The following is a 15580-nucleotide window of genomic DNA, read 5'->3' on the forward strand; positions in this document are numbered from 1 at the left end:
AAATAAAAGAAAGACGTGATGGCGCTAATCTACCCAAAAACGAATAAAAAAACCCAGCCGGTGGCTGGGTTTTCTTCAGCGTGGGAGAACTCCCAACAAGAAACGCTTAGGCGTCTTTGTCTTGCTGTGGAATGTGCTGAATGCCCAGCTCAACCAGTTGCTCGGCGTTCGCGGTGCCCGGAGCGTTGGTTAACGGACACGCCGCAGTGGTGGTTTTCGGGAACGCCATCACTTCACGGATAGAGTCTGCACCCAGCATCAGCATGATCAGACGATCCAAGCCAAACGCCAAACCCGCGTGAGGTGGGGTGCCGTACTTCAATGCGTCCAACAAGAAGCCAAACTTCTCTTGTGCTTCTTCATCGGAAATGCCCAGCACGCGGAACGCCGCTGCCTGCATATCCGCTTGGTGGATACGTACCGAACCACCACCGAGCTCACAGCCGTTCAATACCATATCGTAGGCATCAGACAGTGCGGTATCTGGGTTGGCTTCCAGCTCAGCTGGCGTCATGTTGGTTGGGGCGGTAAACGGATGGTGCAAGGCGTAGTAACGACCGTCTGCTTTTTCAAACATCGGGAAGTCAACCACCCACAGTGGGGCCCAATCGCCAGACAGCAGTTCAAAGTCTTCACCGGCCTTCAAACGCAGCGCGCCCATGGCATCGGTCACTACTTTGTCGGAGTCTGCACCAAACAAGATGATGTCGCCCGCTTCAGCGCCGTTACGCTCAATCAACGCGTTAACGATGTCGTCAGACAGGAACTTAGCGATTGGCGATTGTACGCCTTCGATGCCCTTGCCCGCTTCGTTGATCTTCATCCACGCCAAACCTTTAGCACCGTAGATGCCAACGTATTTGGTGTATTCGTCGATCTGTTTACGAGACAGCTTAGCGCCGCCTGGTACACGCAAGGTCGCAACACGGCCTTCTGGATCGTTCGCTGGCGCTGAGAATACTTTGAATTCAACGTCTTTCAGCAAATCAGCAACATCTACCAGTTCCAGCGGGTTACGCAGATCTGGCTTATCAGAGCCAAAGCGACGCATCGCTTCGGCGTAGGTCATGTGCGGGAATTGCGGCAGATCCACGTTCAGCATCTTCTTAAACAGAGTGCGGATCATGGTTTCGGTTTCCGCCATCACCTGCTCAGCAGACATGAACGAGGTTTCAATATCAATCTGAGTAAATTCTGGCTGACGATCGGCACGTAAGTCTTCATCACGGAAGCACTTAACGATCTGATAGTACTTATCCATGCCAGACATCATCAGCAACTGCTTAAACAGCTGTGGCGATTGTGGCAAAGCAAAGAACTGGCCTTTGTGAGTACGGCTCGGCACCAAGTAATCGCGCGCGCCTTCAGGCGTTGCCGCGGTCAGGATTGGGGTTTCCACATCCATAAAGCCCGCGTCATCCAAGAAACGACGCACTTCAGAGGTTACCTTGGCGCGGAATTTCAGCTTCTCGGTCATCTCTGGGCGACGCAGATCCAAGTAGCGGTACTTCAGACGCTGCTCTTCAGATACGTCGGTGTTGAAATCGATTGGCAGAGGCTCGGCACGGTTGATGATGGTCAACTCTTTACCCAAGATCTCGATTTCACCGGTGCTCATGTTGTTGTTGATCTGGCTATCTGGGCGCAGACGAACCAACCCTTTTACCTGAACACAGAACTCGCTACGCAAGCTCGACGCGGTCGCAAAGGCTTCCGGTAAATCGGGATCGTAAACTACCTGTACGATCCCTTCACGGTCACGCAGATCCAAGAAAACCACGCCACCCATGTTACGAGCGCGGTTTACCCAACCCACTAAAGTTACTTCTTGGCCGTCTTGGGCCGCTGTGACGTTTCCACAATAATGGCTGCGCATCGTCGTTCCTGTATTTCAAAAGCGTTATCAAGTGAGGCCGAAAGGTCAGCCCCACAGTAAAATTTGGCAATGGCGCAGTATAGAGAAAAAGCACAGTAAGCAGAAGTAACAGAGATCATTCCGTTACGTCTTTGCTGGCAAATCAACCGTTTTGGCCGCGAATTTAAGCCACTTGATAACCGCTGCTGCCCTTTTCGGCTGCTTTATAGCCGGATTCCGTCGCCGCCTGCAGCAAACTGATGCCGTCAGCGCCGTGATTGGGAAATATCGCAATGCCGATATGCAGGTTCAGTTCCGTTGCTGCCGCCCGCTTGCTGGCGCACTCTTCGCCTTGGTTGATTAAGTTGCGTGCCACCGCCGTTGCCCCATCCACTTGTTCCAAGCTTTCTAAGAGCACCACAAACTCGTTGAGATCCCAACGCGCCAAGGTGTCGGAGCGGCGTAACGACTGCAGCCAAGTGCCACACAGTTGCTGCAACAGATCGTCGGCGCTGTCTTGCTCAAACAAGCTGCTGGGTTCAATCCGAATGTGCAGCAGCGCAAACTGCGATTGCTGCCGTTGATGACGATTGACCGCCAGCGTAAGGCGGTCATCAAAGGGGGCACGGGTGGGTAATTCGGTAATGGCATCAAGGCGCAGATCGTTATCCATCATCCGCAGTAACTGCCGCCGCTTCTGTTTGCTGCGCCGTAACGCCAGCCACAAAACCACACACACACCAACCAACAGCGCCGCCAGCAGCCAACCGCCGTACCTTGGCAGCGCATGGGCGCCTTCGGTCGCCGCCACGCTCTGCCCTGTTGCCGCCAGCCACATCAATCCCCACCCCATAAGCCGGATCATTTCTGCTTAACTCCCTTTTGGTTAGCTAAAATTTGGCTCAATTCGACAAATCCGGCACAAAATTAGCCCAGCTAATGTGATCACGGCCGCTCGTGCTTGCCCGTGTCGTAGCCGTAACGCTAAAATCGGCGCCCTACTCTGCAGGAACCCGTCATGAGCTCAAAGCAAGACCAAATTTTTTCGCAACCACAGCAGATCAGCGATTTTCGCTTCGATGACAAAGTGGCTGCGGTTTTCCCCGATATGATCTCCCGCTCCATCCCTGGCTATGGTGAGATCCTCGCAACGCTATCGCAATTGGCGCGCCGTTTTGTGCAGCCAAACAGTAACGTCTATGACTTAGGCTGCTCCCTTGGCGCCGCCACGGTGGCGATGCGCCGTGGCATCAACCAAGACTCTGTAAAGATAGTTGCCATCGACAACTCTGAGGCGATGATCCGCCGAGCAGGCGAACACCTGCAGGCGTTTGTCTCTGCGGTGCCCGTGGCACTGCACTGCGCCGATATCCGTCAGGTTGAGATTGAAGACGCCTCGATGGTGGTGCTGAACTTCACCATGCAGTTTTTGGCCCCCGAGGATCGCAGCGCGTTAATCAATAAGATTTACGCTGGCATGAAGCCCGGTGGCTTGTTGGTGGTGTCAGAGAAACTGAATTATGACCAGCCACGGATGCACCAATTACTGGACGACCTGTATCTGGACTTTAAGCGTGGCAATGGCTACTCCGAACTGGAGATCAGCCAAAAGCGTAATGCCCTAGAAAATGTAATGAAGCCGGACACCTTGGCCGATCACCAAGCGCGCTTTCGTGCCGCCGGTTTTGACGAATCGGAAGTGTGGTACCAGTGCTACCGCTTCGCCTCAATGATCGCGGTGAAATAATGGATTTCAGTAACTTCTACAAACGCATTGCCGGTACTCGGCTAAATCACTGGCTTGAAACCGCCCCATCCCAACTGGCCCAGTGGAACAAATTCCACAAAAACGGCAAGTTCCCCAAGTGGCAAAAGGTGCTGGATAAACTGCCTAACCGACAGCCACAATTGATCAACATCAGCAGCCAAGTGGCCTTTGGCGGCAGCGATGAGATCAGCGAAGGCGAGCAGAAAAAACTGCACAACTTGCTGAAAATCTTGCACCCGTGGCGCAAAGGGCCATTCCATCTGTATGGGATCCACATCGACACCGAGTGGCGCAGCGATTGGAAATGGGAACGCTTAAAAGATCACATCAGCCCACTCAAGCACCGCACGGTACTGGATGTGGGCTGTGGCAGCGGCTACCACATGTGGCGCATGCTCGGGGATGGCGCCGAATTAGTGATTGGCGTGGATCCTTCGGATCTCTTCTTGGCCCAATTTGAAGCGGTGCGTAAACTCAGTGGCGATCAACAAGATATCCACTTGCTGCCCCTTGGGATCCAGCAGCTGCCGCCACTGCACGCCTTCGATACGGTGTTCTCCATGGGGGTGCTGTATCACCGCCGCAGCCCCATCGATCACCTGTTCCAGTTATGGGACCAGTTGAAAGCAGGCGGCGAGTTAGTATTAGAAACTTTGGTTATCGATGGCGATGAAAATCAGGTGTTGGTCCCTGCCGAGCGTTACGGCAAGATGAACAACGTTTGGTACCTGCCATCCAGTGCGGCGTTAATGCTGTGGTTGCGTAAGTGTGGTTTCATCAATGTGCGCTTGGTGGACGAAGACGTCACCAGCGTTGATGAACAACGGCGCACTGATTGGATGACCAACGAATCACTGGCGGATTACTTAGATCCCAATGATCCAAGCAAAACCGTTGAAGGTCACCCCGCGCCCAAACGAGCCGTTATCCTTGCTGAAAAGCCCGTATCTGAGGAGTAAACCAATGCGCCGTTTTTTGATCGCCTTGGTCGCCAGCCTGATGTTATCTGGCTGCGTTAGCACCAGCCCAGCACCGGGACTCAGCGCCACCGAACTTGCTGCTGCCCTGAACACTCACAGCAACGCACTAAGCAGCCAGTTACAGCAACAACAGGCGCAGCAAGCCAAGCAACAAGCACAGCAACAGCAACAGTTGCGGCAGCAAGTAACGGCGTTGGCTGCCCAGTTAGCGAAGCTGCAACCGGCGCAACCCGAATCGATCCCCACTTGCGAACCGGTGGTGATCAACAGCAGCACCGACAAAATGGTTTTTGGTGCCGCCGAAAAAGTGACCGCGCCGGATTTCAATCGCCAGTTTGATGCCCGGGTTGACACTGGTGCCGCCAGCACCTCAATGGGGATCCTCAAGCCGGTGCTGTTTGAACGCAACGGCGAAGATTGGGTGCAGTTTGAATTGCCAAACAAAGAGGCCAGCCCGACTCAGTTTGAAGCAAAGGTGGACCATTTTGTTGCCATTAAAAAAGCCTCGGCAAATCAAACCGAGCGCCGTCCGGTGATAAAAGTGCGTTTGCAGATAGGAACTTACAACGGCGAGACCGAAGTAAACCTGACGAACCGCAGCCACATGGAATACCCCTTGCTGCTGGGACGAAAGTTCTTCAAAGACATTGCCGTTGTCGATGTGTCAAAACAATACGTGCAAAGCCAATAAGGACCATTAGGTGTCTCGCAAACCGTTTTACTTGCTGATTTTATTACTGCTACTGAGCGGGCTGGGTTATACCGGCTACCGCAACGTTGCCGACGGGATCCCGTTACTGCCCGCCACCGCCACCACCGTGTGGACCGTAGAAGCGCGCATAAGCTTTGACGCCGGCGGTGCCGTTGAGGCTTCGTTGGCTCTGCCACAGGATCCTAACTTCACCTTAATGTCGGAGTCTGCCGCCTCTAATGGCTACGGCTTATCCATGGTGGAGCAACAACAACAGCGCCGTGCCATCTGGACACGGCGGCAAGTCAGTGGCCAGCAAGAGCTGTTTTACACCGCCAACTTAGCCAGTAATGGCGAGCAACCGCTTAATGGCCGCGAACAGTTAACGGTGGCCGATGTCACCTGGGACAGCCACCTGCAACCGGCGGCCAATGCCCTGATCAACGAAGCCCACAGCAAAAGCGCCAGCAATATCTCGTTTGCGCGCCAACTGGCCCAGCTGATCGCCACCGGCACCAGCCAGCAAAACCTCAGCCTGTTGCAAGGCCAATACAGCAACGCCGATCTGATGGTGCGCCTGCTCAACACCAAAGGCGTGCCGGCAGTAAAAGTGATGGCATTATCGTTAGAGGATGGTCGCCGTCGCCAGCAACTGATGCCAATGGTTGAAGTGATGGATCAGCAACACTGGGTGCTGTTTGATCCGCGCACCGGCGCGGAAGGTCGGCCAGATAACCTGCTGCTGTGGCAACGCTACGGTCAATCGGTGTTGGATCTGCGCGGTGGCCACAACTCTAAAGTCAGCTTTTCGATGATCGAAGAGACTCGCCCAGCCCTTGCGACCGCCATCGACATGATGAGCGACAACGGCCTGTCGCTGTACAACCTGCCACTGGAAGAACAATCGCTGCTGCGTGGCCTGTTCCTTGTCCCCATTGGCGTCTTAGTGGTGGTGTTTTTACGAGTGATCATCGGCTTAAAAACCTCTGGCACCTTTATGCCGGTGCTGATCGCCTTGGCGTTTATCCAAACCAAACTGTTGACGGGGTTACTGGGCTTTTTGCTGATTGTGGCCTGTGGCTTAGTGATCCGTTCCTACCTGTCTAACCTCAATCTGCTGTTGATATCGCGCATCTCGGCGGTGGTGATTGTCGTGCTGGGGATCATCGCCGGATTTACCTTGCTGGCGTTCAACCTAGGCTTAACCGAAGGCTTAACCATCACCTTCTTCCCCATGATTATCTTGGCGTGGACCATTGAACGGATGTCGATATTGTGGGAAGAGGAAGGCGCCCATGAAGTGTTGGTGCAAGGCGGCGGCTCACTGCTGGTGGCGGTGATCACCTACCTCGCGATGGACAACGAACTGGTGCGCCACTGGGCATACAACTTCCTTGGGGTGCATCTGGTGATCTTGGCGTTGATCCTATGGATGGGCCAATACACCGGTTACCGTTTATTGGAACTGCGCCGTTTCGCGCCACTGGCGCGAGACGACTGATGATCTTTTGTAACCCCTTTACCCTGCGCCAACGCGGCATCATGGGGATGAATCAGCGCAACATCGATTACATCGGTCGCTACAACCCGCGCAAGCTCTATAAGCAGGTAGACGATAAGCTGATCACCAAGCAGCTGGCGCTGACCGCCAAAATCGATACCCCAGATCTGATCTCGGTCATCAAAGAGCAGCACGAAGTGGCCGAGGTGAATGCGCGAGTTCGAGGCCAATCCGGCTTTTGCATCAAACCAGCCCAAGGCAGTGGCGGCAAAGGAATTTTGGTGATCACCAAAGTCGACAATGGCCGCTACTTTAAGCCCTCCGGCGAGGAAGTCAGCCACAGCGAGATGGCGCGGCACTGCTCGAACATTCTCGCCGGGCTGTTCTCATTAGGCGGCAAAAACGACGTGGCGGTGATTGAAGCGCTGATTAAGTTTGATCCGGTGTTTGAAGGCTACTCCTTTGAAGGCGTGCCCGACATTCGCTTAATCATCTTTAAGGGGTTTCCGGTAATGGGCATGTTGCGACTCTCAACTGCCGCATCGGACGGCAAAGCCAATCTGCACCAAGGTGCCGTGGGTGTGGGCGTAGACATCGCCACCGGCCAGGCGATCCGAGCGGTACAACACGACTTACCCGTGCAGCGCCACCCCGATACCGACAAAGATCTGCTGCAGATGCAGGTGCCGCATTGGGAGCGGCTGCTGCACTTGGCTTCCGGCTGTTACGAAATGTCTGGCCTGGGTTATTTGGGCACCGATATGGTGCTCGACAGCGAACAGGGGCCGTTGCTGCTCGAACTCAACGCCCGCCCCGGGCTGGCCATTCAGATCGCCAATAACCAAGGCTTACTGCCACGGTTACAAAAGATCGAAGCCTTAGGCGAACAAAGCTTCAGCGTTGAGCAACGCATAGAACTAGCCAAAGAGTGGTTTGGCGGTAACTCTGCCTCAATCTAAACGGCGATTGCCGCTAGCCCATCAAAAACGCCAGCGCATTTGCGCTGGCGTTTTGCACACCAAACCCTCTTAGCATCCCAAAACCAAAACCGATTCAAGCACACCCTAAACGCTGGCTTAGCTGAACAGAGCGGACAGCTGCAGCTTAGCCTCGTCCTTAGCGGTGTTCTCGCCTGACATCCCTTCTGCGGTCACGTGATTGACCTCGGTAATGCCAACAAAGCCCAACACGGTCGTTAACATGGTGTCTTGATGGTTTAACGCCGCGCCATAGCTGCCGGCACTGTAACGACCACCGCGGGAGGTGATCAGCGTGGCTTTCTTGCCTTGCAGTAACCCGATCGGTCCCGCTTCGCCATAACGGAAAGTCACCCCAACACGGCAGATCAAATCAATCCACAGTTTCAGCGAGCCCGGCACCGAGAAGTTATGCATCGGTGCGGCAATCACCACGTCATCGGCGGCAGCCAATTCCGCCACCAATTGATCCGATAACGCAATGCGTTGCTTGGCCGCTTCATCGCGCTGATCCTCAGTGGTATAGAACGCCGCAATGGTATCGCTGTCCAGCGGCTGCAGTGGCGTTTCCACTAAATCACGTTGCACAACCTGCCCGGTTGGGTGCTGTGCCAACCAACTATCGGTGTAATGTTGTGCCAACTCACGAGTTGTACTGCTATGTTGGTTTGGACTTGAGTTAACGACAAGTAAGGTTTTCATGGCGGCGTTCCAATTCTGTGAAGAGATGCGGCCATTTTAATTGAACCAGTTAGAACAAAAAGCCCATAATTACGGCCATATCTTTCTATATATTCGAACGAAGGTTGCCCCACATGTACCGACCAAATACAACCATAGAGCAGTGGCGGATCCTGCAAGCGGTAGTAGATCATGGTGGTTATTCCCAAGCAGCAGCCGCATTAAATAAAAGCCAGTCGTCGTTGAATCATGCCGTTGCCAAGTTGCAACAGCTGCTTGGGGTGCAACTGCTCGAAGTGAAAGGACGCAAAGCGCAATTAACCAAACAGGGTGAAGTGCTACTGCGCCGTTCTCGCGCTTTAACCCAAGGCATCGAGCAGCTCGAAACATTAGCAGACAACTTAGAACAAGGCTGGGAGCCCGAGATCAACGTCTCCCGTGAGATCCTCTACCCCACAGAAGCCTTATACCAAGCCCTTTCCCATTTTTACCCGAAGAGTCGCGGCAGCCGCGTGGTGCTCATTGATAACGTCATTAGCGGCAGCACCGCCGCCATCGAAAACCGACAATTCGATCTGGTGATCACCGGCCGCGTACCCAAAGGCTACCGTGGGATCCCGTTGGGGATCGTGCGGTTGCTGCTGGTGTGCGCCCCAAATCACCCCCTCAGTCAAGAGACGCAGATTGACGAGAACCTGCTGGCGCAACAACTGCAAATCGTGATCCGCGATACCGGCGCCGATGCCAATAAAGATCTGGTGGGCTGGTTAAAATCCGAGCAGCGCTGGACCTTCTCTAACTTTCACGAAGCGATGGCAATTTTGCGCCGTGGCGTTGGCTTTTGCTGGATCCCCGATCACCTTGCCCAACCAGCCATTGATGCCGGTGAACTGATTGAATTAACCCAAGCCAGCGTTGGCGGCGCGGTGGTGCCAATCTCACTGGTGATCCCAGAGCCGGAAAAACTGGGCCCCGCCGCCAGTGAATTTGCCGACATGCTGGTTGCCTGTTCCCCCGCTGAACAGCAAAAATCCACGCAGATTTAAGCTAAGCATTTGGTTAGCAGTCTGTTTCTGCCCTTTCTCTGATGTTTTTTGTGTGATAAAGATCACCATTACTAAAACAACAACAGGAGTTGCGGCATGGAGATGCTTACCGAATGGGTTGGGACGATCAATGGCGTAGTCTGGGGCGTGCCAATGCTGGCGCTGATCTTAGGCGTTGGTCTTTACCTTACCCTTGGGCTGCGAGTGATCCCAATTCGTAAACTCGGATTGGGATTTTCGCTGTTATGGAAAGGCCGCGACAGTAAAGGCGATGGCGACATCAGCGCCTTTAACGCCTTAATGACCTCACTCTCCGCCACCATTGGTACCGGAAACATCGCCGGTGTGGCCACCGCCATTGCGATGGGTGGCCCCGGGGCGCTGTTTTGGATGTGGTGTACCGCACTGGTCGGCATGGCCACCAAATACGCCGAAGCGGTGCTGGCCGTAAAGTTTCGTGAAACCCGCCCCAACGGCGAATTTGCTGGGGGGCCAATGTACTACATCAAAAATGGCCTCTCCGCCAAATGGGCTTGGTTGGCAACCGCCTTTGCGCTGTTTGGCTCCATTGCCGGTTTTGGCATTGGTAACGGCACTCAATCCAACTCTGTTGCCCAAGCCTTAAACACCAATTTTGGGGTTGATCCACTCATCACCGGGCTGGTGTTGATGGTTATGGTGGGCGCGGTATTGCTTGGTGGGGTAAAGCGCATCGCTGCCGTTGCCGGTAAATTAGTCCCAATGATGGCGCTGTTTTACATCACCGCCGGTTTAGCGGTACTGGCCGCAAACTTCAGCGAGATCCCCGCAGCAATTGCCCTGGTGATCGAAAGCGCCTTTAACCCCGTTGCTGCGCAAGGTGGCTTCGCCGGTGCCGCCGTTTGGGCGGCCATCCGCTTTGGTGTCGCCCGTGGTGTCTTTTCCAACGAAGCAGGCTTAGGCTCCGCCCCCATTGCCCACGCTTCGGCGCAAACCAACAATCCGGTGCGCCAAGGTTTGATTGCGATGCTGGGCACCTTTATCGACACCCTGATTGTTTGTTCCATTACCGGCTTAGCGATTATCCTAACCGGCGTATGGACCAGCGGCGATACCGGCTCGGATCTCACCACCAGCGCCTTCGCTACTGCCATCCCAATGGGCAACTACATTGTTGCCATCGCCTTGGCGGTGTTCGCCTTTACCACCATTTTGGGCTGGAGTTTCTACTGCGAACGTTGCGTGCAGTACTTGGTGGGCGATCGTGCCGTTACCCCATTCCGAGTGCTGTTTACTCTAGCAGTACCGGTTGGCGCCGTGGCATCGCTGGATTTTGTTTGGTTGCTGGCGGATACCCTAAACGCAATGATGGCCATTCCGAACTTGATTGCGCTGATCCTGCTCAGCCCCGTGGTGTTTAAGCTCACCAAGGCTTACTTTGCCCGTCCGGCCAAAGAGATCGCCGCCGACAGTTAACTGACCAGCAGCGGCAGAGCCCCCTAGTGCTTTGCCGCTTTGCTATTAACAGGGAGCCATTATGAGCGCAGATTATTCATTAATGCCGCCAATGCTGGGGTTGATGCTGCTGACCTTGATGGTATGGCTGGTGATGTTTATTCGCCGCATCCGCTACATGCAAGCCAATCGCATCAGCGCCGAACAGATGAAAAGCCCCAGCGACACCAACCAACTGATCCCCGCCGACGTCAATGCCCCCGCCCATCAACTGAACAACCTGTCTGAGTTACCGATCCTATTTTACGCCCTGTGCTTGTTGCTGATGCAGCAACAGCTGGTGGATGAATCGCAGTGGCTATTGGCGTGGGGCTTTGTGCTGTTTCGCACGTTACAAGCGGCAATACACTTAACCGTTAATGTGGTTATCTGGCGCTTTGGCGCTTACTTCTTATCTTGCCTTTGTTTGTGGGCGATGCTGATCACTGCCCTACTGCAGCTGTACTGACCGCGACGGCCATCAAAAACGCAAACCACCTTAATGGGCTGGCGCGATGTACCGCCACTTGGAGCGGCCGCCATAAAGCTGCCAGTAGGGCGTTTTCGTTTCCATCATAAGCAGAGCCCAACAAAAACGCTTCGCAGCACGCCTCCTCTTTCGTCGAAGTTCTTTGTGTTTGCGGCCGCTTTGATTAGAGTCGGTTAATCGCTACTTCAATGGATTGAAATTATGCAACCAAATCGTCTTGCCCTCGCCATGCTGCTTGGCACCTTCAGCTGCAGCAGTTACGCCTTCGATCGGGTAACCGGCGCACCGTTTGCCTCGCGTTCACCGGTGTATGCTCAGCACGGCATGGCCGCCACCAGCCAACCCTTAGCCACCCAAGTTGCACTGGATATCCTCAAAGCCGGTGGCAGTGCGGTTGATGCCGCCATTGCCGCCAACGCCACCTTAGGGCTGGTAGAGCCAACCGGTTGCGGCATCGGCGGCGATCTGTTTGCCATTGTCTGGGATGCCAACACTCAGCAGCTGCACGGGTTAAATGCCTCGGGGCGTAGCCCCAAAAGTTTGACCTTGGCGGATTTCGAGCGACTGGGGCTTGAATACATCCCACCTTATGGGCCGCTGCCCGTGAGCGTGCCCGGAGCCGTTGATGGCTGGTTTGAACTGCATCAAAAATTTGGCCAACTGCCGATGGATAAGATCTTAGCGCCGGCCATCGATTACGCTGAAAATGGCTTTGTGGTGTCCGATCTTATCGCCTTTTATCTGGATAAAAGCGTGGCGCGCATCGGCCAATACCCAGGCTTTAAAGAAACCTTTATGGCCGATGGCAACATGCCGAAGGCGGGCGAGGTATTTCGCAACCCCGGTTTAGCCTACAGCTATAAACTGCTGGCAAAAGAGGGCCGCGATGGCTTTTATCGGGGCGAAATTGCCCAACGCATCGATAAGTACATGCAGGAGCAAGGCGGCTACTTAAGCTACCATGATTTAGCCGCGCACCGCAGTGAATGGATCACCCCGGTCAGCATTAACTATCGCGGCATAGATGTGTGGGAGCTGCCACCACCGGGACAAGGGATCGCCGCGCTGCAGATCCTGAAGATGCTGGAAGGCTACGATTTAGCCGCGATGGGGCGCACCAGTGCCGACTACGTGCATGCCTTTGTTGAAGCCAAAAAGCTGGCCTTTGCCGATCGCGCCAAGTTTTATGCCGATCCCGATTTTGCCGACGTTCCAGTTACCGAACTGATCTCCGCCAACTACGCCGATAAGCGCCGCAAGCTCATTGGTGCCACGGCAGCGCCAGCGGTGGCAGCAGGCAACCCGGCCCTGCTTCACGGCGACACCATCTACCTGACCACCGCCGACGCCGCTGGCAATATGGTGTCGCTGATCCAAAGCAACTACCGCGGCATGGGATCGGGCATGACCCCGCCGGGGCTGGGCTTTGTGCTGCAGGATCGTGGCCAGCTGTTTAGCCTAACCCCAGGGCAAGCCAACAGCTACGCTCCGGGCAAGCGGCCGTTTCATACCATCATCCCTGCGTTTGCCACCAAAAACGGCAAACCGTGGTTGTCGTTTGGGGTGATGGGCGGGGCAACACAGCCTCAGGCTCATGCCCAGATCATCATTAACCTCATCGACTTTGGCATGAATTTGCAAGAAGCCGGTGATGCGCCGCGCATTTTGCACACCGGTTCAAGCCAGCCCACCGGCCAAGTGATGAACCGCGGTGGCGTGGTGAGCTTAGAGTCGGGCTTTCCTTACCAAACCAAGCGAGATCTGATGTTGAAGGGTCACACCCTGCAAGAATCCCTTGGCGCTTACGGCGGCTATCAAGCGATTGAGTGGGATGCGGCCAATCAGGTTTACCGTGGTGCATCTGAAAGTCGTAAAGATGGTCACGCGGCGGGCTACTAACAGCTAAGTTCATGCCTTAGTTCACGCATGAGTGCGCCCCTTATCGCATTCAAAGAGCAAACTCAAAGGCGCTAAGAACCTAGATGCCCCCAGCAATGCAACACGCCCAACTGGCCAGTGAACAGCCAGCGAATCGTTCAACCCAAGCGGGTGCGACCCCAGATTTTTGCCACAAAAAGGGCCAATAACTTGCGTTATTGGCCCTTCTTTTATCTGCTTTTATTGCCGTTATAGGGTGCCGTAATTATGCTGTTTACCGCATTCAGACAAGTGGCTTACGTCATCGGCCATGCAGCGATAGAACGCCCGCACTTGATCCCGAGAACGCTTACATTCCGACTCGGAAATGCGCCAGCCAATTTCATGCAACGCTTGATTCAAGCTGGTGTAGTTGGCCTTGGGCAAATAGCCTTTTTTAAAGTTCTTGTTGTTCACCGAAATCATCTTTTGCAGTGATGTTTTGGCGTTGTTCGATGCCACCTTACAGTTCAGACCATCATCGGGCTCAGGCGCTTGTTTATTAAGCTTCTTTGCCACCATTTTAATCTTTTTCTCTGGCTTCGGTTTGGGCTTGGATTTGGCCACAAACGACGGTGCCTTCGGTTTGCTTACCGCCGGTTTCGCGGCCGGTTGCAGCACTGGCTTGGCGGCAGCCGGTACCACTTTATTGGCAACGGCAACAGGCTGTTGCGGCTGAGGCTCAGGTTGCGGCTTCAGCTCACGTACCGGTGGTGGAGCCAGTTTCTTGCCCGCTTGCACGGCCAGTTCCCGTTCCCGTTCCGCTTGCGCCAGTTTTTCCGTGGCGATCCGCGCCGCTTCTAATGCCTTGGCTTCCGCCTCTTGGGCACGACGCAGCAGCTCTAACATCTCTACCCGTGCCTGTTTTAATTCCTCGGTTGCTTTGCGTTCCGCTTCGGCCTTTACTGCCGCCAAACGCTGCGCTTGCGCCTCTTTCTCTGCTTGTTCCTGCGCCGCTCGCTGTTGTTCGGCTTGCTCTTTTTCTGCCTGCTGTTTGGCGGCTAACTCTTTCGCCGCCTGCGCTTGCGCCGCCAATAACCGTGCTTGCTCTTGTTCTTTGGCTTGTTGCGCCGCTAAGGCTTGAGCTTCCTGCTCTGCTTTCGCGGCAGCAATGGCCTGCGCTTCCGCTTCGGCCTTTGCTTTTGCCTCGGCTTCGGCTTTCGCTTTGGCGGCAACAATGGCTTGCGCTTCGGCTTCCGCCTTCGCTTTGGCGTCCGCGTGCAGTTTGGCTTCTGCTTCGGCTTTATCTGCTGCTAATCGTAACTCTTTGGCTTTTTTGGCCGCCAGTGCTGCCGCATCCAATTTATCTTCAGGCTGCGGGATGGTGCGGGTTTTGATGACTTGAAACTCTTTCCGCTTCTCCGATGGTTCCACCGTTAGAGTGGTAACGGCGTTATCGGCCGCTGGGCTGCGCTTGCCGTCTTTCAACACCAAGCCACTGCGGCGCATCTCCAACTGATCTGACTTTTGTTTTTTAGATGGCTTTTTGTCGGAATAGTGGACCTTGCCATTTTCATCTACCCAGCGATACAACGCGGCATCAACCGGCATTGTCATCAGCATCAGTACGAGTAGTGATTGAGCACGCATGTGTTCCTCCTTGATCACCGCAGCACGTTTAGTTTCGAGTCTGTTCGGATATTAAAATGTCACTGTGGCGGATCAATGAAACGAAACCGTATCATCTTTAACACTCCTGAAACATTTTGACACTTTAACTAAGTCGTTCGCATAAGAAAACCATTTAACAAATTATCCTGAGTTAAAACTGATAGTTAAGTTTCTCACTAAGGGCGTAAAAGGCGGCTTTTTGAACCGCAGTCAGACACTCGCTCTGTGTTTGCAAAGGGGTTCAGTCGTAACAATCGGTAAGCAATCTTTTTTACCAGTTCAACGCTCTGTTTTCACCGCTCAGGTCTGACCAGATTGGTGGCGGAATGATCCCACCGCCCCCGCTTCGTGCGGTGCCTGCTATAACGGCATTACGGTAACGAACTGGTAATAAAAAATTCAGCGAATACGAATAAATACAGCTATGGGCGGCAGCGATAACGGCTGATGAACCCAACCCAGTGCGCTTAACCTCGCTGGCGAAACATCAGCGCGCAGCCACAGGCACAAAAAAGGCTGTGTACCAATTAGCTGTTGAACTTATTGTGCATGACCCGCTGCGGCATAAAGATCATTGCCGGGACCGCCCG

At 54.3% G+C, this 15580-nt stretch carries 13 protein-coding genes; 9 read left to right on the forward strand and 4 right to left on the reverse strand.

The genetic code is table 11. From position 1 onward, the window contains the following. Nucleotides 1–106: 106 nt before the first annotated feature. Nucleotides 107–1876, reverse strand: coding sequence for an aspartate--tRNA ligase (gene aspS / locus Q0796_RS10865; RefSeq protein ID WP_298442892.1), 1770 nt, complete (start codon nucleotides 1874–1876; stop codon nucleotides 107–109). A gap of 163 nt (nucleotides 1877–2039) precedes the next feature. Further along, nucleotides 2040–2720, reverse strand: coding sequence for a diguanylate cyclase (locus tag Q0796_RS10870; protein WP_298442894.1), 681 nt, complete (start codon nucleotides 2718–2720; stop codon nucleotides 2040–2042). A 153-nt stretch (nucleotides 2721–2873) separates the two neighbouring features. On the opposite strand from Q0796_RS10870, the gene cmoA reads away from it, so the two are divergent. The 5 genes from cmoA to Q0796_RS10895 are packed head-to-tail and all read left to right on the forward strand — an operon-like array spanning nucleotide 2874 to nucleotide 7754. Then, nucleotides 2874–3602 (forward strand): carboxy-S-adenosyl-L-methionine synthase CmoA, encoded by a 729-nt coding sequence (gene cmoA, locus Q0796_RS10875; RefSeq protein ID WP_298442898.1) that lies wholly within the window; start codon nucleotides 2874–2876, stop codon nucleotides 3600–3602. Then, entirely contained in the window at nucleotides 3599–4582 is a 984-nt protein-coding gene (cmoB, locus tag Q0796_RS10880; protein ID WP_298442931.1) for a tRNA 5-methoxyuridine(34)/uridine 5-oxyacetic acid(34) synthase CmoB, read from the forward strand. Before cmoA ends, cmoB begins: the two co-directional genes overlap by 4 nt. Nucleotides 4583–4586: 4 nt before the next feature. Further along, a complete protein-coding gene (locus Q0796_RS10885) occupies nucleotides 4587–5294 on the forward strand; it encodes a RimK/LysX family protein (protein ID WP_298442901.1) in 708 nt (235 codons plus the stop codon). A gap of 10 nt (nucleotides 5295–5304) precedes the next feature. Next, entirely contained in the window at nucleotides 5305–6795 is a 1491-nt protein-coding gene (locus Q0796_RS10890) for an inactive transglutaminase family protein (RefSeq protein WP_298442904.1), read from the forward strand. Further along, nucleotides 6795–7754 (forward strand): alpha-L-glutamate ligase-like protein, encoded by a 960-nt coding sequence (locus Q0796_RS10895; protein ID WP_298442907.1) that lies wholly within the window; start codon nucleotides 6795–6797, stop codon nucleotides 7752–7754. The genes Q0796_RS10890 and Q0796_RS10895 overlap by 1 nt, the downstream gene beginning before the upstream one ends. Nucleotides 7755–7871: 117 nt before the next feature. Here Q0796_RS10895 and Q0796_RS10900 read toward each other — a convergent pair whose 3' ends face one another. Continuing rightward, entirely contained in the window at nucleotides 7872–8474 is a 603-nt protein-coding gene (locus tag Q0796_RS10900) for an NAD(P)H-dependent oxidoreductase (RefSeq protein ID WP_298442910.1), read from the reverse strand. Nucleotides 8475–8587: 113 nt separating this feature from the next. Here Q0796_RS10900 and Q0796_RS10905 point away from each other — a divergent pair, with 113 nt between their 5' ends. The 4 genes from Q0796_RS10905 to ggt all read left to right on the forward strand — a co-directional run bounded on the left by Q0796_RS10905 (nucleotide 8588) and on the right by ggt (nucleotide 13361). Continuing rightward, nucleotides 8588–9499 (forward strand): LysR family transcriptional regulator, encoded by a 912-nt coding sequence (locus Q0796_RS10905; RefSeq protein WP_298442913.1) that lies wholly within the window; start codon nucleotides 8588–8590, stop codon nucleotides 9497–9499. A 96-nt stretch (nucleotides 9500–9595) separates the two neighbouring features. Then, a complete protein-coding gene (locus Q0796_RS10910) occupies nucleotides 9596–10954 on the forward strand; it encodes a sodium:alanine symporter family protein (RefSeq protein WP_298442916.1) in 1359 nt (452 codons plus the stop codon). Nucleotides 10955–11015: 61 nt separating this feature from the next. Then, a complete protein-coding gene (locus Q0796_RS10915; protein ID WP_298442919.1) occupies nucleotides 11016–11441 on the forward strand; it encodes an MAPEG family protein in 426 nt (141 codons plus the stop codon). Between the two features lie 249 nt (nucleotides 11442–11690). Further along, entirely contained in the window at nucleotides 11691–13361 is a 1671-nt protein-coding gene (ggt, locus tag Q0796_RS10920) for a gamma-glutamyltransferase (protein ID WP_298442932.1), read from the forward strand. Nucleotides 13362–13589: 228 nt separating this feature from the next. Here ggt and Q0796_RS10925 read toward each other — a convergent pair whose 3' ends face one another. Then, the gene (locus Q0796_RS10925; RefSeq protein WP_298442922.1) at nucleotides 13590–14969 is read right to left on the reverse strand and encodes a DUF4124 domain-containing protein; all 1380 of its coding nucleotides are present in this window, start codon (nucleotides 14967–14969) and stop codon (nucleotides 13590–13592) included. Nucleotides 14970–15580: the final 611 nt, after the last annotated feature.

Origin of the sequence: uncultured Ferrimonas sp., assembly GCF_947489035.1 — a bacterium.
Taxonomy (GTDB): domain Bacteria; phylum Pseudomonadota; class Gammaproteobacteria; order Enterobacterales; family Shewanellaceae; genus Ferrimonas.